Here is a 17,858-nt window from a genome sequence, read left to right on the forward strand (position 1 = left end):
TCTTAACTCTTTTTGGCCATGGTGCAAGATACGGGATTATGGGCACGTTCGTTCTGCGAACAGCCCAAGTTGAGGCCAGTCGAGGCCGTCTGTGGAGTTCATAGGCAGAAATACCAGGCACCTCTCCAGGGAATATGGAAATGGATGATCTATTAAACGAATTTCTTACTGAAACTGCAGAAAGCATCGACGTTGTTGACGTCGAATTGGTTAAGCTGGAGCAGGACCCCAACAATAAAGAGGTGTTGGATAACATTTTTCGCCTTGTTCACACCATTAAGGGGACATGTGGGTTCCTTGGTCTGCCGCGGCTTGAATCTGTTGCTCACTCTTCCGAAAACGTTCTGGGCAAGTTCCGTGACGGCGAGTTGGAGGTGTCCGAGCATGCAGTGACGGTTATTCTGGAAAGTCTGGACCGCATTAAAGAAATTCTGGCCGGCCTTGAAGCCACGGAGGAAGAACCCGAAGGCGACGACAGTGAATTGATAGGTAGGCTTGATGCTATTGCTGAAGGGGCTGTTGCTGAACCTGACCCTGAGCCTGATACGGTGGAAGGCGAAATCGTAGATCCGGGCCTTGGTAGGACCCTGAAGCCAGGGGAAGTTTCCCTGGAAGAGCTTGAGGCAGCATTTGCGAACGCGCCAGGGCCAGAAGATGAAGCTGACGAGGAACCTGCCGCAGCACAGCCTGCTAGTAGCGGAAGTGGGGCTCTGTTTGATCGTATCGGTGGCGAAGACGCATTGGCTGTAGCCGCGCATCTGATTTCCCAGCGCCTTGAGACAGACGAAAAACTTTCGAAATTTTTTGCGGGCACCACAGTAGACCAACGTAAGATGCGCTTTATGGGGCTTATGCTGGCGCTCTTTAAAGATGACATAGATGCAGCGGATAATGTTGGGCGACAACTCGTAACTGTTAACGGTTTTGCTGATGCAAACTTTGACCAGCTGCTGACATTGGTTAAGGCTGTGCTTGAGGAATGCCAGGTCGACGGCGATACATGCGATGAAGCCGTCATGACCTTTGAGCTGGTTCGCGAAGCTGTCGTTACTGCTTCCAAGGCAATCGCCAAGGCTGAAACCAATAAGGCAGGGACCTCTCAAAGTGCCCAGCAGCAAGCGGCAGGACGCGAGCAGAAGAAGGTTTCCCAGTCAATCAGGGTAAGCGTTGACCTGCTTGAAGACCTGATGAATATGGTTTCCGAACTGGTGCTAACCCGGAACCAGTTGTTGCAAATCACACGCAATATGGACAATTCGGAGCTTGGCGTTCCCCTCCAGCGGTTGAGCCAGTGTACGACAGAACTGCAAGAAAACGTGATGAAGACGCGGATGCAGCCCATTGGCAATGCCTGGGCGAAACTGCCGCGTATCGTAAGGGATCTGACCGTCGAACTGGACAAGAAAATTGATCTCGACATGAGGGGTGCAGACACAGAGCTGGACCGACAGGTTCTTGAGTTGATTAAGGACCCGCTGACGCACATGGTGCGGAACTCAGCAGATCATGGGATTGAAACACCCGCAGAGCGTATGGCCGTAGGGAAACCGGAAAACGGCACGATCATCCTGAATGCCTATCATGAGGGTGGTCACATCATCATTGAAATCAAGGATGATGGCCGCGGTATTTCCGCAGCCAAGCTCAGCAAAAAGATTTTGGAAAAGGGCTTGGCGACGCAGGCTGAGCTTGAGGATATGTCTGATGCCCAAATCCAGAAGTTCATCTTCCATCCGGGCTTCTCGACAGCAGAGAAGATCACCAGCGTTTCCGGTCGGGGCGTCGGGATGGACGTTGTGCGGTCAAACATTGAGAAGATTGGCGGCACTATTGATATGAACTCGGTGGAAGGCAAAGGCAGTACCTTCCAGATCAAGATTCCGCTGACGCTGGCGATCGTTGCGGGCCTTATCGTCAAGGCCGAAGAAGAACGGTATGCGATACCTCAAATCAGCGTGCTGGAACTTGTTCGAGCCTCTCAGAATTCTGAACACAAAATCGAAACCATCAAGGATACACCTGTTCTGCGCCTGCGGAACCGGTTATTGCCTCTGGTTTACCTTAATGAAATCCTTGGCTTCATGACACGCGACGAGATTGATGCGCGCGAAAATGTTGATGATTTCATCGTTGTTACGCAGGTTGGTGCTTTCACCTTCGGGATCGTGGTGGACCAAGTATTCGATACCGAAGAAATCGTGGTCAAACCTGTTGCGCCAATTTTGAAGGATCTGGAAATCTATTCGGGTAACACCATCCTGGGCGACGGTAGCGTTATTATGATCCTGGATCCTAACGGTATTGCATCGCTTGCTAACTCCGGTGTCGGGGATCATGAGCGCGAAGAAGCTGAGGCGGAGGATCTTGTGAAACGGTCCGTTGGCAATGACAAGGAGAGCATGCTTGTCTTCAGGGCTGGCAGCAAAAATCAGAAAGCCGTCCCTCTGGCTCTGGTCGCGCGACTTGAAGAAGTTGATGTCGATACCATCGAGCTTTCTGATGGTAAGCACATGGTCCAGTACCGTGGTGCGTTGATGCCTTTGATCATGGCTCACCCAGATATGAAATTCCGGGAAGAAGGCAGACAGCCGGTGCTCGTGTTCTCGGATCGGGAATACACAATGGGCCTCGCTGTTGATGAAATTCTCGATATTGTTGAGGAAGAGCTCACCATCAAGTTGGCGTCTGATAAGCCAGGTGTTGTGGGATCGGCTATCATTAGCGGCAAGGCATCTGAGGTTGTGGATGTCTCCTACTATCTCGGACTTGCTTTTGCTGATTGGCTCAAGAGCCGCGACCTTTCGGATGATGTTGCCCCATCTTCGGGCGCCAGGGTGCTTTTGATCGATGACAGCGATTTCTTCCGCAATATGCTTCGCCCCGTGCTTACTGTGGCCGGCTACCGGGTAAGGGCGGTATCAAGCGCTGCAGCAGCACTGGCGCTGATGGAAGACGGGGAGATGTTCGATCTGATCGTTTCCGATATCGAAATGCCAGACATGAACGGATTTGAGTTTGCGAAAGAGGTCAAGAAGGACACTCGTTGGGCAGATACGGCCATGGTTGCCCTGTCTTCACTTGCGACTGAACGTGACATCAATCGTGGGCATGAGGCTGGATTTGACGATTATATCGCCAAGTTCGACAAGGAGACGCTGCTGCGTAGCCTGGCACAACAGCTTAAGATTAAAGGAGATGCAGCATGAGCGACCTTGTTGTGAGAGATGATCTGAGCGTTGTTGCGACAGGCAGCCAGGATTTTGTAACAGTTCGTCTTGCCGGTCAGACGCTGGGGATTCCGGTGCTCGGTGTTCATGATGTTCTTAACCCACAAAAGATCACGAAGATTCCTCTGTCGCCGGAATGGGTGTCGGGTGTATTGAACTTGCGCGGCAAGATTGTGACAGCCATCGACCTTCGACAGCGTTTGGGGTTGCCTCCGCTGGAAGCTGGGAAACAGAGCATGTCCGTGGTTGTGGAGCACAATGAAGAGCCCTATAGCCTGCAGATTGACAGCGTTGGTGAGGTTCTCTCGCTCGACGATCAGGACTTTGAGAGAAATCCAGTGACCCTTGACCCTCGTTGGCGGGAAGTTAGTCGCGGAATCTATCGCCTGGAGAACGAACTGTTGCCGATTCTTGATGTAGATAAACTTCTACGCTTTGAAAGTAGCAACAAAGCTGCGTAAATATATAAAAATACCGAAACACTTGTCACCAATAGGGGTGGAGTTGGGAGACATTCGCAAATGAAACTATGTCTTGTCGTCGATGATTCAAAGGTGATCCGAAAGGTCGCCCGGCGCATCCTTGAGGAATTGAACTTTGACATCGAAGAGGCGGTCGATGGTCAGGACGCCTTGGATGCCTGCGACCGAAATATGCCTGACGTGGTGCTGCTGGACTGGAACATGCCTGTAATGGATGGCCTGGAGTTCCTGAAAGCCATTCGGTCGCGACAAGGCGTCGATCAGCCGATTGTGGTTTTTTGCACGACTGAAAATGACATGGCCCACATTCGTACCGCGATTGAGGCAGGTGCCAACGAATATATCATGAAGCCTTTCGACAGAGAAATCATTGAAGCGAAATTCACGCAAGTCGGCTTAATGTAATTGAGGAATAACGGGTGAGCTCAGCTGCCTCCAAAACTACCAATACTGCCTCTCAGAAGGGTGGTCCTTACCGGGTAATGGTCGTTGATGACAGCGCCATCATTCGTGGTTTTCTGTGCCGTTACCTCTCTGAAGATCCAGATATCGAAGTGGTCACTACAGCGAATAACGGGGTCGTGGCGCTCCGGCAATTGGCTGCCAACGATATTGAAGTTGTGGTTCTGGATATAGAAATGCCTGAAATGGATGGGTTGACAGCCCTTCCGAAAATGATCGAAATGGTTCCTGATATTCAGGTCGTTATGGCTTCTACGTTGACCCGTAAGAATGCGGAAGTCAGTTTGCGTTCCTTGCAGATGGGCGCTGTTGACTATGTGCCTAAGCCAGAAACAGCGCGGTCTGTTAACGCCAACATCGATTTCAGAAGAGAACTGGTCGACAAGGTAAAGGCCTGGGCATCCCGGCGGCGTAAGAAGCGCGGCGAAGAGTTGCCTCATTCGGATAATAGCGCAGGTCCCGGCAGCAGAGTTGCTTCGGCTTCGGGGCATGCTGCCAGGGTGGTCTCGCCAAGAGCCTCCAGCGCGCCGGCCGGGTTCGTTACGGCTCGTCGACCGGCAGCTCCTGTCAGCGTAGCATCCGCTCGTCCTGCCGCTGCCGTAGACCCAATCAAGGATGTGCCGCACCAGAAGGACATCAAACTTCGAACAGGTTCTTTCCGACGGCCAAAAATCTTGGTTATCGGGTCTTCAACCGGTGGCCCGCAGGCGTTGATGAAGTTCTTTTCGGGCTTCAAGAGAGCGCCAAACGTACCTGTGTTGATTACGCAGCATATGCCGTCAACTTTTACGGCAATTCTTGCAGAGCACTTGGGGCAGGCCACGGGGTGGCCATCGCAAGAAGGCAGAGATGGCATGCCGATCCGGCCTGGCGAGATTTACGTTGCGCCAGGAGGAAAGCATATGGAGGTTGTTGATGACGAGGGGGTGATGAAAATTCGCCTTACCGATGAGCCACCGGAGAATTTCTGTCGGCCCGCCGTTGACCCTTTGTTCAGAAGCGTGGCTTCATATTATGGCGAAAATGTTCTGGCAGTGATTTTGACAGGTATGGGGCATGATGGCCTCAAGGGTTCCCGTGAATTGACGCGACATGGCGCGACTGTCCTGGCTCAGGACGAAGCGACAAGCGTTGTCTGGGGAATGCCTGGCGCAGTTGCGACAGCGGGCCTTTGTACTGAAGTGCTTCCGGTGCTGGAGTTGGGAGCAGCAACAGCTACGCGTTTGCAAGGAGGAGTCGGTTGAAAACTGAAGATTTTGAATTCCTTGCAGGACTATTGAAAGAGCGTTCCGGCTTGATGCTGACGCCAGACAAGGTCTATTTGCTGGAAAGCCGGTTAACGCCGCTGGCGCGCAAGCGTGGTTTGGACACGTTGGACGCTTTGGTACAGAAGCTGCGTCTTAGCCGTGAAGAGGCTCTGTGCGTTGAAGTCACTGAAGCGATGACAACCAACGAGTCATTTTTCTTCCGGGACAATACACCTTTCGATCTTTTCAAAAATCATGTTTTGCCAGCCATGGAAAAATCGCGTGGGACCCAGAAGCGTCTCAGAATATGGTGTGCTGCAGCGTCGACCGGGCAGGAACCTTACTCGCTGGCAATTCTTCTGCGCGAAAATTGGATTAAGTGGCAGAATTGGAAGATCGAGATTGTCGGCACGGACATCTGTACTCAGGTGCTGGATAAAGCCAAAGCCGGTACATACAGTCAGTTTGAAGTGCAGCGTGGTCTGCCGATCCAGATGCTGATCAAGTATTTTACCCAGGAAGGCGATACCTGGAAGCTAAACAGTGATATTCGCAATATGGTTACTTTCCGGCCGTTCAACCTGTTGAACAATTTCGTCGGACTGGGGTCATTTGATGTGATCTATTGTCGGAATGTTTTGATCTATTTTGACCAGGCAACCAAGAAACAGGTTCTGGAACGCATGCGCAAGGTACTGGCGGATGACGGAACCCTCTTCCTTGGAGCGGCAGAGACAGTCCTGGGGATCACTGATTCATTCCGGCCGGTTCGCGGGCAGCGCGGTATGTATGTTCCAAGCGATGGTTCGGCCGAAAAACTCATGGGGCTGGGCTAGGCCAAAATAAAAGGCGGCATTCGAGGCCGCCTTTTGTCATTTATGTTCAGAGGGTTGCGCCTAGCTCGCCGCAGCTTCTGCCTCTTCAGAAGGGTTTCGCAGCACGTACCCGCGTCCCCAGACCGTTTCAATGTAGTTCTCACCGTCTGAAGCAGCCGCGAGCTTCTTACGCAACTTGCAGATAAAGACGTCAATGATCTTCAATTCTGGCTCGTCTATCCCGCCATAAAGGTGGTTGAGGAACATTTCTTTGGTCAGCGTGCTTCCCTTCCTTAGGGACAGCAGCTCAAGCATGGCGTACTCTTTGCCGGTCAGGTGGACGCGCTGGTTGTCCACTTCCACAGTTTTTGTGTCGAGGTTGACGGCGAGCTTCCCTGTCTTGATTACGGACTGGGAATGGCCTTTGGACCGACGGACAATCGCATGAATACGTGCCACCATTTCTTCTTTGTGGAAGGGTTTGGTCATATAATCGTCAGCGCCGAACCCGAGTCCCTTCACCTTGTTTTCCATTTCAGTAAGGCCAGAAAGGATCAGGATGGGCGTGTTGACCTTGGCGGTCCGAAGTTTTTTCAAGACGTCATAGCCATGCATGTCGGGCAAATTCAGATCCAGGAGGATGATGTCGTAGTCATACAGCTTTCCAAGGTCCAGGCCTTCTTCGCCCAAGTCAGTGCTGTATACATTAAACCCCTCCGAATTCAGCATCAGCTCGATGCTGCGGGTCATTGTTGGGTCATCTTCGATCAGAAGAACGCGCATATTTTTTCCCCGTGGATTATTGAGGAATAGCGGTTGCCTGAACCCTCATATCCCCCAGAAATTCTTCCTGTTGAAACACTCCGGGAACCCAAAAATACGGCGACCCCATTCCCGGATGACGTATGTTTCTATGGTTAATGTTAACGAAGGTTAACGAATTGTCCAAGAAAAATCGCAACGGTGGGAAAGGGGTTTGACTAGTCTGTCGTGGGCTTTTACCAATCTTTAAAGTGATTGCGGCATGATGGGCGCCGACGACAGAGAGAATTGCTGCGGGCCAGGGGTGGTCCAGCTATTAGGCTTTTATAGCGGTTCGGGTTTTATGAGGGACAATGCGCAGCCTTATTCAGGAAATTGAGCGAGTTCAAACCGAGCGTCGATATGGACGGGTTACTGGCGTCCGTGGACTTTTGGTTGAATTGGCCGGGATTGGCCAACATATCTCGATCGGGTCACGCCTGGAGGTGGAGACCCGCGGCTATCGAAAGGTTCCGGTTGAAGTTGTCGGCTTTCGTCATGAAACTGCGCTTGCTATGCCTTTCGATGCACTTGAAGGGGTAGGGGTTGGTTGCCGGGCTGTTCTGACCCAAAGTGAACCGGTCGTCTTCCCGTCTAATGCGTGGCTTGGCCGCGTGGTGAATGCCCTTGGTGAACCAATAGACGGGAAAGGCCCCATTCAACATGGAACGCGTCCAAGGCTGCTTAGGGCAAGCCCCCCCCCAGCTCATAGTCGGCAGCGCGTCGGCGGAAAGGTCGATGTGGGTGTCAGGGCGCTGAACACCTTTATCACCTGCTGCAAAGGACAGCGCCTTGGTATCTTTGCAGGCTCTGGTGTGGGCAAATCCGTCCTGCTCTCAATGGTCGCTCGTCATTCATCTGCAGACGTTAGTGTCATCGGCTTGATCGGTGAGCGGGGCCGCGAGGTTCAGGAATTTATTGAAGATGACCTGGGTGAAGACGGCTTGGCCAAGTCTGTTGTTGTGGTTGCCACATCAGACGAGTCGGCCCTTATGCGCCGGCAGGCAGCGCATCTGACAATGACACTCGCTGAGTATTTTAGGGATGGTGGCGCGGAAGTAATGTGCATGATGGATAGCGTCACCCGTTTTGCCATGGCACAGCGTGAAATCGGCCTCGCAGGTGGCGAGCCTCCGACCAGCAAGGGCTATACGCCAACAGTTTTCACCGAACTGCCAAAGTTGCTGGAGCGGGCTGGGCCGGGGCCAAGAGGTTCTGGGAATGTGACAGGAATCTTTTCCGTGTTGGTGGAGGGCGACGATCATAATGAACCCGTTGCTGACGCTGTCCGCGGTATTCTTGATGGCCATATTATCATGGAACGCGCCATCGCTGAACGTGGCAGGTTTCCAGCGATTAATGTGTTGAAATCAATCTCCCGGACGATGCCGCGCTGTAATTCTGACGATGAAAACCTGATTGTCAGGGAAGCGAAAAAATTCATGTCGACCTACGCTGATATGGAAGAGATGATCCGACTTGGCGCTTACCGACGCGGCAGCAACCCGGATGTGGATGCTGCCATTGGATACCATGATGCGTTTGAGGAATTCCTTGGCCAATGGAAAGACGACAAAACGCCCCTTGCAGAGGGTTATCTTCAGCTGAAAAAAATTCTGGAAACGGGTCCGGCCCAATTGAATTTGTCTGGCGCGGCATAAGGTAGCTCATGAGCAAACTGGCAAATATTATCCGTCTCAGAAAATGGGAGCTCGATGAAAAGCGGCGGCGGCTTGCGGATTTGCAGGGCGAGCGGGAAGAGATCGTGCTTGCCATAGAGACGATGGAAGCAGAAGTCGTTGAGCAATCCAGAAACAGTGGGCTGGAAGTGTCGGCCGTGGCAATTGGGGCCTATCTTGAAGGGGTGCGGATGCGCCAGCAACAATTGTCTGAGCTGCTTGCTGCCAAGGAGCGTGAGGTTGCCAAGCATCAGGACATTGTTGCTGAGGGGTTTCGTGAACTGAAGACGTTTGAAATTGCCCAAAGTCGGGAAAAAGCCCGGGAGGCCGCAGCGGAAGCCAAAATGGAGCAGGATGCATTTGACGAGTTGGGAATACAGAACCACGCTCGTGAAGAAGCGTTGGCTGATCCACGATATGTGAATATGCGCAGAAACTAGCGCGCCTTTTTTAATCCCGTCCAAATCCCTAAATGCCAGCAGATTCATTTTCTTACCTGCCCCTTTCTGATATTAAAGAATAAACAGGGGAGAAAATGATGGGCCTATCCGATCAGGCAATATTGGAACAGCTTCAAGCGCTGGACAGGATGCATCATTTGCATCCCTTCACCGATCCGCAAGCCGTGAAGAAGGCAGCCCCGTTCGTGATCGAGCAGGCTAAGGGTGCCTATATAACCGGGCAGGAGATCAGGCTCCTGGACGCCATGGCTGGGCTTGGCTGTGTGAATATCGGGTATGGCCGAGAAGAAATGGCTGACGTAGCTGTCGAGGCTATACGTACCCTGAGCTATTATCACAGTTTCTCAGCTGTATCGAACCCTTATGCCGCCGCACTCGCAGGAAAAATTGCAAGCCTTGCACCGGCTGGCCTGAACAAGGTTTTCTTCGCAAATTCCGGGTCGGAAGCGAATGAGACACTGATCAAGCTTGCCTACCTTTATTGGCGCCGAAAGGGGCAGCCCAGTAAACGGATACTTATTTCTCGGGACTATTCGTATCACGGCAGCACCCTTGCGACGACGCGCCTGAACGGTAATGCTCCCATGATTGAAGATTTCGGTCTTGCGGGCGGCGATGATGTGCTTCAGGCCACCTCGCCTTTCTGGTACCGGTGTGGAGGGGACCTGGAGCCTGAAGAGTTCGGCCTTGCGGCCGCCAGAGACGTGGAGAAGAAAATCCTGGAGGCCGGTGCGGAGAACGTCGCCGCCGTAATTGCAGAGCCCATCCAGGGTACAATGGGCGCGATTGTGCCGCCAGACAGCTATTGGCCTGAACTTTCCCGGATATGCACGGAACATGATGTGCTGCTTATCGCGGATGAAGTTGTTACCGGCTTCGGCAGGACAGGGCATTGGTTCGCGCAAGAAACATTCGGCTTCGAAGCTGATATGATGGCTTTGGCCAAGGGTCTGTCCTCGGGCTATGCACCAATTTCTGCGGCGGTCATTTCTGATGAGATTGCAGACGTGATCGAAGACAAAGGCGGCGTTCTACACCACGGATTTACGACGTCAGGACACCCTCTTGCGTCTGCGCTCGCATTGAAGAATATCGAAATCATTGAAACTGAAGGACATGTGGAAAAGGTACATGCCGACATAGGCCCCTATTTCAGCAAGAAACTCAAGACGCTTGAGGACCATCCGCTGGTGGGTGAAGTTCGGGTGTCCGGGCTGATTGCCGGTGTTGAACTGGCAAAAGATAAGCGTTCGCGTGAGCAGTATCCATTGGAAGCGAGCGTCTGCAATCACGTTGGCCAGATGGCGTTGGTGCGTGGGCTGATTGTCCGGCCAGCAGGAAATGTTGTTGTTTTGTGCCCGCCCTTTATCATCACCCATGCGGAGGTTGATTTCCTTGTGGGTGTGATGCGCGATGCTCTTGACGAAACTCAAAGGGCCCTGGAATCATCTTAGGATTTTGAGATTTGCTGAGACGGCTTTTCGCGGGTACGGGCCACCAGCAAGTTGCCACAGACCACGAGTGCCAGACCTGAAAGCGCAAACAGGTTCCATGTAAAACCTTCAAGCACTGTTGAAATTGCCAGAGCAATGACAGGTGTGAGAACGCTCATATAAGCCGCCCGACCAATGCCGATTTGCTCAATCAGCCAAATATACATGGAGAACGCAATCACCGTCCCAACAATTGCAAGATATAACAGCGAACCCACATAAGAGGCGGATGGGTCAAACCCTACAGGTTTTCCGCTATAGATGGCGTAGCTGAAATTGAACAGGGCTCCATAGCCCAAGGCCCATGCATTGAAGGAAAAAAGTGGCATACTCCGGGACCCACTGGTGCCGGCAAAGGTATTGCCGAAAGAACAAACAAGTGTTGCCCCAAGGCATAAAAGGAGTCCCCTGAAGGCTTCGTCATCAAGTGTGAAGCTGTCAATTTCCGGTTTGAAAATGAACGCCAGCCCCAGGATGCCCAGCAGTGCGGAAAACAGCGCGCTGGGTTTGATGGCATTTCCCAGAAATATTCGACCGTTGATGATGTTTAGAAATGACAGAAGGGCGAAGGTGATGGCGACCAGCCCGGACGTAAGATATTCTGCGCCCCCATATGTCAGGACATAGGTTGCGGAGAATAAAAACAGGCCGGTGCAGGCTGGCCAGAGATGCTGATTTATCGGGAAAATTAGACGCTCTTTGCGGACGAGGCAGAGCAGGAAAAGTGTAAAGGATGCAATCCCGAAACGATAGACGAGAGACCATTCCTTGGGAACGATGCCCAATTGCAACTCAATCGCATACCAGGTAGAGCCCCAGATCAAGACGCAGCCAACAAATGCCAAAGTAACGCGCACGCAAGTATCCTAAATTGAACCGGAGCAAGAGATACAACAAAAACTATCGAGTTCAAGTCAGCGATGCATGTTCAGGCCTGATTTGTACCTGCTGCATCAGCGCCTCTACATCCATGGGGAAGGGTTGGTTCTCAGTGATTGAAAGTTGGCCAGTGTAGCCGTTCGCGTCAAGTGCTGCGGCGAACAAGCCAGATGCTTCTCGCATTAGTGTTTGAGGTAAAGGTTTTTCCGAGCGCATTGCAAGATCAAAGCGGTTTTCGCGTACGAGACCATCCAGTTGAATGGCTCCCAGGACAGAAAAACGAACCTCCACCAGAAAACGCTGTGCGCCCTGCATATCATCGCCCTCGTTGCCAGAACCTTGTTTGCCGCCTCCTGCGCCGTCGTCTCTGGGGGGAGGGCCAAAAAGCATGGCGACCCAAGGCATATCAGGCAGTCGCATTTCAAGGGGTAGAAGGGCCGGCCGCCAATCAGATGTTGTATCCGTTGCCGCCTGCATCAAACGTGACATGCCGGACTTAAATGCCTCAAATAGGGACTTATTCGATTGTTCCAATACCCGGGCGGCATCTTGTCCCAGCCATCCTTCCGGGTTGCCGCGTCCTGCGGCACTCAAGAAAAAGAGCAAGCTGTTTGCAAGCTTGCCACCGCCTTGTGCACTTTTGCTTGCCAATTGACTTGCCGCGGCAGGATCCGCTCCCATGATGGTCGCAAAGCTTTGTTCCAGTGCAGGCCAGTGATGGGCGCCAAGAGTACTGAGCGCGGTCCCGGCAGATAGCTGCGCGGTTTGTTCGGCCCTAAGGGGCAAGCCAACTGTTTGTGTTTGGCTCGTTTGCCCAGGGAGAATTTGTATCAGGTCGTCTGTGGTTGGACGAAAGCTGTTTGGCATGGTGATAAACAGCTCTCCCTGAGTTGTCTCAATTCGGAAATCAGCGCTGGGCCCTTTGGGCGTAAGGAACGCGCGAACGGTATGCACGGCCTTGATTTGCGCTTCGCCGGGTATGCCTTGGGGGGCTGCATTCTGGTTTATCTGAATTGTCACCGCACTGCGTTGGCCAGCGCCAGGCGCCGCCAATATGGCATTGAACGTGGCCTGATGCTCTTTGGGGGCAACGCCCGACAGTGGCTGAATGTCGGATATCTTTACCAATTCACCTGAGAGGTTGTTAGCCTGAGCGAGGGGAATGACAAAATTACCCTTATTCGTCTCTACAGTGGCTAGCGTGGCCCCGGAAGGGCTTAAGGCGTTTACCGCAAGCGGTAGGGCCTTTGCATCCTCAGGCGGTAAGGGGCGAACAGCGAGAACCGTAGCAACTTGGGCCGGAGAAACCTGACTGGTACTGGGATCCATCAGTTGAAGTGAATGCGACTGGCCGGAGAAAGAGAATGCCCTGATTACTGGACCCAAGCCGTCTTGCGGGCCACTTGTTGTTAGCTCCGTTAGACTGGATTTCGGGATAAGGTGCGTTGCATCAAGAGCCTTCGGTGAGGCAGGGTTTTGATTGGTAGCAGGACCATAGCCCGAGCCCCTGCTGCGGTTTCCTTGCTGCGCGGCTATCAGGGTTGCCAAGTCCGGGCTGCTATTGCGGCTGGCCAGAAAGTCAGGATTACCTGTTTGTTCAGCAGGTGAGCCAGTTACCTGAGCATGGGGCGCTTGTTGTGCCTCAGGGGCAGGGGGCGACTTTGGATAGTATTGTGCGGGCTGGGTTGAGCTACCGCCTTGGGCGGAACGACCAAGCATGCTTGCCAAGGCGTCGCTGGTAGTACTGGATATATTTTTTGTTTGAACGGCAGGCCCATATCCCGTTTTCTCAGGAAGAGGGGCTGGGTTCTGCTGTGTCTCATTAGTTTGAGGCTGCTGTTTCGCATGAATTGCAATAACTACCAGGGCAAGCCTGATCGGTGGGTCGATGGTATGCCCATTGCGCTCATGGAGGTCTGCTGCCAATTTATGTCCGGCTTCAATGATTTCCAACCTGACGTCGTCGCCTGGGCGCAGTCCCGCATCGGGGCGCAAGGCGAATGTCGCTGTTTCCGTAACAATGATCGGACGGCCTTCATTGTCGATTTTTTTTACCTGTTCCTTTAGCCGCTCTCCGACTTCCAGGTGAGCCGCTGTTGCGGATATGGAAACGGCGGGCTCTCGGCTCCGGAGGTGCTCAGCCTGTTCGTGTTTTGAGGAACTTTCGCCCTTATGTTCACGAGCCTCGGTCTGGGCCTGCTGAGGATCCTTTGACACAGCACTGGTCTTGCCGGTCGTTCTGGCGACCGGGTCGACGGGTTTAGGCAGTGGAGGCCCGGATATATCACTCATTCCGCAGTCCTTCGCGTTCGAAGCTGCTTCAGTGGGTACGCTTAGCGTCCGGTAATGGCTGCAGCCAGAGCCTTAATGTCCGAAGCCGCTTCTGATTGAGGGTGCCTGATCAGAAGGGGGACTTGCGACCTAATCGAGTCAACGACCTTTGGGTCATTCTTGATAATACCGGTAAGTGGCGGTGAAATCTTCAAAAATCCTTCGCACGCACGTTTGATGGCAGCGAATGCCTTTTCGCCTTCTTTCTTCGAAGCCACATTATTCACTACGATCGAGATATCAGCGTTCGGGTTGCGCATATGCGTCACTTTGATGAATGCGTACGCATCCGTGAGAGATGTAGGGTCCGCGGTCATCACCACCAAAATTCGTCCCCTGTGCTTGGAAAGGGTGGTCACAGAGGGGTCGATACCTGCCGCCAGATCAAGCAAGACATGGTCGTAATTTTCCGCAAGCTGGGTCAGGTCGTTACGCATGCCAACCAATGTTTCCTTCGAGAGGGAACCAAGGGCACCGGATCCAGATTTGCCTGGAAGTACGTCAAATCCAGCCCCAGTGCTGTCGGTAAAGGGCACGATGGTTTCCGCCATTGTCGCGTCCTTGGTGATGACCTGCCCAAGGTCTCTTTCTGGCATCATACCAAGCTGAATATCGACATTGGCGAGGCCCAGGTCACCATCAAACAAAAGTACTTTCTTTCCTGCGTGGGCCAAGGCATGGGCCAGAGATACCGAAACCCATGTTTTCCCGACACCGCCTTTTCCGGACGCGATTGTTATCAGGCGCCGTTCAAGGGTTTCTTTGCGATCTAATGCAACAAAATCATTCATGATTTCTCATCCGTCAGTGTGTCGGCTTTGCTTCGACGAGGTAAGGCTGTTATCAGCTTGGAAAGAGCCATTGGTGTGGCGGGATCAAGGCCATCGGCCACAAAGGGGCTTCTGCTAAGTGCTGCCAAAGCCAGGTAGCCAGGGCGTGCAGCCATGATAATGCTGGCATACCGCCTGGCAGCATCGAGCCGTGTTGCGATGAAGCGTTGGCACCCTAGCCGGGAAAAGACTCCTGCGATTTCCTGTGCGTCCAGGGCATCCAGGCCCGCTGGCATTACCAAAACCGGTTCCGCATCGACGGCTCGGATAAAGCCGAGAATTTCACGCAGTTCATCCATATCAAACGGGTTCGTGCCCGGTGTATCAATGATGGTCAGACCGTCTTTGTTGCTGTGTGACCGGAGCACCGCAGCGAGTTCTTCGGGCGATGCCGCTGTTGACACTGTTTGTTTCATCAGTTGAGCGAAATGATCCAGCTGCTGGATACCTGTTGCCTTCACCGTATCCGTCGAAATCAAGTTGATAGGCCGTTCGTGCAGAACGGCGTCAGCTGTAAGCTTGGCAGCACAAATGGTTTTGCCGGCACCCGGTGGGCCAACCAGCATGATCGGGCGTGTTGTACTGTCGGTTAATGGACTGAAGCGGATGGCGGTTTCCAGCGCGACTGAAAAGGCGTCAACAAGACTGCCGCCACCGACAGCACGGGCAGCCTCGCTAATATGAGATGCAGTCTCAAAAGGGAGCCCATGATGATTCAGAACAGCATTAATATCTGCTGTATCGAAATCCCGGGCTTGCGGAACTGGGTGTGAAATCTCGAACGCAGCAGGTGTCTGTTTGGGTTCTGGGGCATGGTCAGGTGGTTTAGGCGTCGCGCCAGCCTCAAGAGCCGCGGTCACCCTGACGCCGCTTTTGCCTTCTTCTATCTGTATGATGATGGCATCCGGTCCGAGCTCGTTTCGGACCAGCCCCATTACCTCCGACATCGTCTTGGCATGAAAGGTTTTTAACCGCATTGCGCTTTATTGTCCTTAAGTGAGCCGGCACTGGCTCAGATACTTATTAAATCTGGCCAAGTGTCCGAATCTTGGCTTGCGGATGAATTTCGTTCTGGCTCATGACAACGGTCGCGGGGCGGAACCGCTCAACAATCGACCTGACATAGGGACGCACCAGCGGGCTTGTCAACAGGACGGGCGCTTCGCCCCGTTCTGCCTGCTGGTCGTACACCATGCGCACGGAGTTGATAAATTCCTGCAGTCGCGTGGGCGCCATTGCCAATTGTCTCTCTTCGCCTTGGCCAACGAGACTTTCCGCAAACGCCTGTTCCCATTCTGTAGAAAGGGTTATGAGCGGCACCAAGCCTTCGGCATTGGAGTAGGCGGCGCATAGCTGCCTTGCCAGCCTGGTGCGGACATGTTCGGTGATGGCGACGATGTTTTGTGTGAACCCCGTCGCTTCGGCCACACCTTCAAGGATAGTCGGCAAGTCACGAATGGAAATCCGCTCCGTAAGCAGGGACTGGAGTACCCTTTGAATGCCCGATGTTGTGATCTGGTTGGGCACAATGTCGGCCACCAGTTTCTGGTGGTCTGATGGCAGATCGTCCAGCAACTTCTGTGTTTCTGCGTACGAGAGCAGGTCAGCCATATTGTCTTTGATGACTTCCGTCAGGTGCGTTGTGATGACCGTGGCTGCGTCCACAACAGTGTATCCGCGGAAACTGGCTTCTTCGCGCGCGCCAGGATCCACCCAGGTCGCAGGAAGGCCGAAGGCAGGTTCAGTTGTCGCCTCGCCTGGTATCTGTACCGGTTGTCCCTGAGGGTCCATCACCAGGAGCATGCCGGGACGAATGTCACCGCGACCGACTTCAGTTTCTTTGACACGAAGCACGTATGAATTTGCGGGCAACTGCATATTATCCAATATGCGGACAGAGGGCATAACGAAGCCCATCTCTGTCGCCAGTTGGCGCCTAAGTGCCTTGATCTGGTCGGTGAGCCGGAAGCCGCTGTCGTCATTGATAAGGGTCAACAGCCCATAACCAAGCTCAAGCCTGAGCTGGTCGATGGCCAGTGCAGAAGTAATAGGCTCCTCTGCGGGAACGGCGGCTTTCTTTTCGGCACTCTCCGCAATAGCAACCTGCTTTGCCTCTTGGGATTTCTTGCTGGTCAGAAGATAGGCAGAAACACCCAGGATAGAGCCAAAAAGGGCGAAGGGCATGAGCGGAAGACCTGGCATTAACCCCATGGCAAGAAGAAGCCCGCTTGAGACACCCAGAGCCCGCGGATAGCCGCTCAGTTGTCCGAACAGGGCCTTGTCTGTAGCGCCGGAAACGCCGGCCTTGGTTACCAACAGGCCTGCGGACGTGGATACGATTAGTGCTGGAATTTGTGATACCAGCCCGTCACCCACGGTAAGGATAGTATAGCGGTTAACAGCGTCGCCAAAGCTAATATCGTTTATAACAACACCAACGATGATGCCACCAACAATATTGATTATGGTGATGAGAAGTCCCGCGATTGCGTCACCGCGGACAAATTTTGCAGCACCATCCATCGAACCGAAAAAGGTGCTTTCATCCTCAAGTTCCTGGCGGCGGCGTCTTGCTTCGGGTTCATCAATAAGGCCTGCGGACATGTCGGCATCAATGGCCATCTGCTTGCCGGGCATGGCATCCAAGCTGAAGCGCGCGGCAACTTCTGCGATACGACCGGAGCCCTTTGTGATGACCACAAAATTTACGATCACAAGGATGGCAAAGACAATGATACCAATGACAACCTGGCCCCCCATCAGAAAGTTGCCGAAAGCCTCGATTACCTTGCCTGCTGCATCGGTGCCTGTATGTCCTTCGGATAGAATAAGCCGGGTCGACGCCAGGTTCAGCGAGAGGCGCAACATGGTTGCGATCAGCAAGATGGTAGGGAAGCTGCTCATTTGCAGCGGTTTTTGAATGAACAGGGTCGTCATCATCACCATAACAGAAAAGGTGATAGATGCTGCCAGCATGATGTCCAGCAACCAGCCAGGCATCGGCATGATTAACATCATGATGATAGTCACCATGCCCAGCGCGAAGGCGATGTCAGAGCTCTTCATGCCAGACAGCACGGCACCGACGTTCAGTCCGCCCTGGGCACCTGAATTGTCCTGCTGCCCACCTGGAGCTGAATCATTCATTGTT

14 protein-coding genes are annotated in these 17,858 nt (G+C 53.1%); 8 read left to right on the forward strand and 6 right to left on the reverse strand.

Going from position 1 to position 17,858, the window contains the following annotated elements:
• Nucleotides 1-140: 140 nt before the first annotated feature.
• The 5 genes from KORM41_RS15275 to KORM41_RS15295 all read left to right on the forward strand — a co-directional run bounded on the left by KORM41_RS15275 (nucleotide 141) and on the right by KORM41_RS15295 (nucleotide 6,254).
• On the forward strand, nucleotides 141-3,206 hold the full coding sequence (locus KORM41_RS15275; RefSeq protein WP_068150038.1) for a chemotaxis protein CheW: 3,066 nt from the start codon (nucleotides 141-143) through the stop codon (nucleotides 3,204-3,206).
• Nucleotides 3,203-3,688 carry a chemotaxis protein CheW gene (locus KORM41_RS15280; protein WP_068150041.1) on the forward strand — a complete coding sequence of 162 codons (486 nt, stop codon included), beginning with the start codon at nucleotides 3,203-3,205 and terminating at the stop codon, nucleotides 3,686-3,688. Before KORM41_RS15275 ends, KORM41_RS15280 begins: the two co-directional genes overlap by 4 nt.
• Nucleotides 3,689-3,748: 60 nt before the next feature.
• Complete coding sequence (locus tag KORM41_RS15285) at nucleotides 3,749-4,114, forward strand: response regulator (RefSeq protein ID WP_068150043.1); 366 nt, start codon at nucleotides 3,749-3,751, stop codon at nucleotides 4,112-4,114.
• Nucleotides 4,115-4,191: 77 nt separating this feature from the next.
• Nucleotides 4,192-5,415: a protein-glutamate methylesterase/protein-glutamine glutaminase gene (locus KORM41_RS15290; protein WP_082719975.1), complete on the forward strand. Its 1,224-nt coding sequence runs from the start codon at nucleotides 4,192-4,194 to the stop codon at nucleotides 5,413-5,415.
• A complete protein-coding gene (locus tag KORM41_RS15295; RefSeq protein ID WP_082719976.1) occupies nucleotides 5,412-6,254 on the forward strand; it encodes a CheR family methyltransferase in 843 nt (280 codons plus the stop codon). Before KORM41_RS15290 ends, KORM41_RS15295 begins: the two co-directional genes overlap by 4 nt.
• A 60-nt stretch (nucleotides 6,255-6,314) precedes the next feature.
• On the opposite strand, the gene ctrA is transcribed toward KORM41_RS15295, so the two are convergent.
• Nucleotides 6,315-7,016 (reverse strand): response regulator transcription factor CtrA, encoded by a 702-nt coding sequence (ctrA, locus tag KORM41_RS15300; protein WP_068150049.1) that lies wholly within the window; start codon nucleotides 7,014-7,016, stop codon nucleotides 6,315-6,317.
• 332 nt (nucleotides 7,017-7,348) lie between these two features.
• Here ctrA and fliI point away from each other — a divergent pair, with 332 nt between their 5' ends.
• From fliI to KORM41_RS15315, 3 genes are all read left to right on the forward strand, one after another.
• Nucleotides 7,349-8,695 carry a flagellar protein export ATPase FliI gene (fliI, locus tag KORM41_RS15305; protein WP_068150051.1) on the forward strand — a complete coding sequence of 449 codons (1,347 nt, stop codon included), beginning with the start codon at nucleotides 7,349-7,351 and terminating at the stop codon, nucleotides 8,693-8,695.
• Between the two features lie 8 nt (nucleotides 8,696-8,703).
• On the forward strand, nucleotides 8,704-9,153 hold the full coding sequence (locus tag KORM41_RS15310) for a flagellar FliJ family protein (protein WP_068150054.1): 450 nt from the start codon (nucleotides 8,704-8,706) through the stop codon (nucleotides 9,151-9,153).
• A gap of 95 nt (nucleotides 9,154-9,248) precedes the next feature.
• On the forward strand, nucleotides 9,249-10,628 hold the full coding sequence (locus KORM41_RS15315) for an aminotransferase (protein ID WP_082719977.1): 1,380 nt from the start codon (nucleotides 9,249-9,251) through the stop codon (nucleotides 10,626-10,628).
• Here the strand turns inward: KORM41_RS15315 and KORM41_RS15320 are convergent.
• The 5 genes from KORM41_RS15320 to flhA form a co-directional block, all read right to left on the reverse strand.
• Nucleotides 10,625-11,524: a DMT family transporter gene (locus KORM41_RS15320; RefSeq protein WP_082719978.1), complete on the reverse strand. Its 900-nt coding sequence runs from the start codon at nucleotides 11,522-11,524 to the stop codon at nucleotides 10,625-10,627. The genes KORM41_RS15315 and KORM41_RS15320 overlap by 4 nt on opposite strands.
• A 52-nt stretch (nucleotides 11,525-11,576) precedes the next feature.
• Nucleotides 11,577-13,763, reverse strand: a complete 2,187-nt coding sequence (locus KORM41_RS15325; protein WP_156432006.1) for a hypothetical protein — start codon at nucleotides 13,761-13,763, stop codon at nucleotides 11,577-11,579.
• 116 nt (nucleotides 13,764-13,879) lie between these two features.
• Nucleotides 13,880-14,668 (reverse strand): MinD/ParA family protein, encoded by a 789-nt coding sequence (locus KORM41_RS15330; protein WP_068150065.1) that lies wholly within the window; start codon nucleotides 14,666-14,668, stop codon nucleotides 13,880-13,882.
• Nucleotides 14,665-15,684, reverse strand: coding sequence for a flagellar biosynthesis protein FlhF (locus KORM41_RS15335; protein ID WP_068150068.1), 1,020 nt, complete (start codon nucleotides 15,682-15,684; stop codon nucleotides 14,665-14,667). Before KORM41_RS15335 ends, KORM41_RS15330 begins: the two co-directional genes overlap by 4 nt.
• A gap of 46 nt (nucleotides 15,685-15,730) precedes the next feature.
• On the reverse strand, nucleotides 15,731-17,854 hold the full coding sequence (gene flhA, locus KORM41_RS15340) for a flagellar biosynthesis protein FlhA (protein ID WP_068150070.1): 2,124 nt from the start codon (nucleotides 17,852-17,854) through the stop codon (nucleotides 15,731-15,733).
• Nucleotides 17,855-17,858 lie beyond the last annotated feature (4 nt).

Source organism: Kordiimonas lipolytica (assembly GCF_001550065.1).

What these genes read in the sequence shown, in the direction of transcription:
- KORM41_RS15275 (WP_068150038.1), top strand. Translation starts at nt 141, where the DNA reads ATGGATGATCTATTAAACGAATTTCTTACTGAAACTGCAGAAAGCATC.
- KORM41_RS15280 (WP_068150041.1), top strand. Translation starts at nt 3,203, where the DNA reads ATGAGCGACCTTGTTGTGAGAGATGATCTGAGCGTTGTTGCGACAGGC.
- KORM41_RS15285 (WP_068150043.1), top strand. Translation starts at nt 3,749, where the DNA reads ATGAAACTATGTCTTGTCGTCGATGATTCAAAGGTGATCCGAAAGGTC.
- KORM41_RS15290 (WP_082719975.1), top strand. Translation starts at nt 4,192, where the DNA reads ATGGTCGTTGATGACAGCGCCATCATTCGTGGTTTTCTGTGCCGTTAC.
- ctrA (WP_068150049.1), bottom strand. Translation starts at nt 7,016, where the DNA reads ATGCGCGTTCTTCTGATCGAAGATGACCCAACAATGACCCGCAGCATC.
- fliI (WP_068150051.1), top strand. Translation starts at nt 7,349, where the DNA reads ATGCGCAGCCTTATTCAGGAAATTGAGCGAGTTCAAACCGAGCGTCGA.
- KORM41_RS15310 (WP_068150054.1), top strand. Translation starts at nt 8,704, where the DNA reads ATGAGCAAACTGGCAAATATTATCCGTCTCAGAAAATGGGAGCTCGAT.
- KORM41_RS15315 (WP_082719977.1), top strand. Translation starts at nt 9,249, where the DNA reads ATGATGGGCCTATCCGATCAGGCAATATTGGAACAGCTTCAAGCGCTG.
- KORM41_RS15330 (WP_068150065.1), bottom strand. Translation starts at nt 14,668, where the DNA reads ATGAATGATTTTGTTGCATTAGATCGCAAAGAAACCCTTGAACGGCGC.
- KORM41_RS15335 (WP_068150068.1), bottom strand. Translation starts at nt 15,684, where the DNA reads ATGCGGTTAAAAACCTTTCATGCCAAGACGATGTCGGAGGTAATGGGG.
- flhA (WP_068150070.1), bottom strand. Translation starts at nt 17,854, where the DNA reads ATGAATGATTCAGCTCCAGGTGGGCAGCAGGACAATTCAGGTGCCCAG.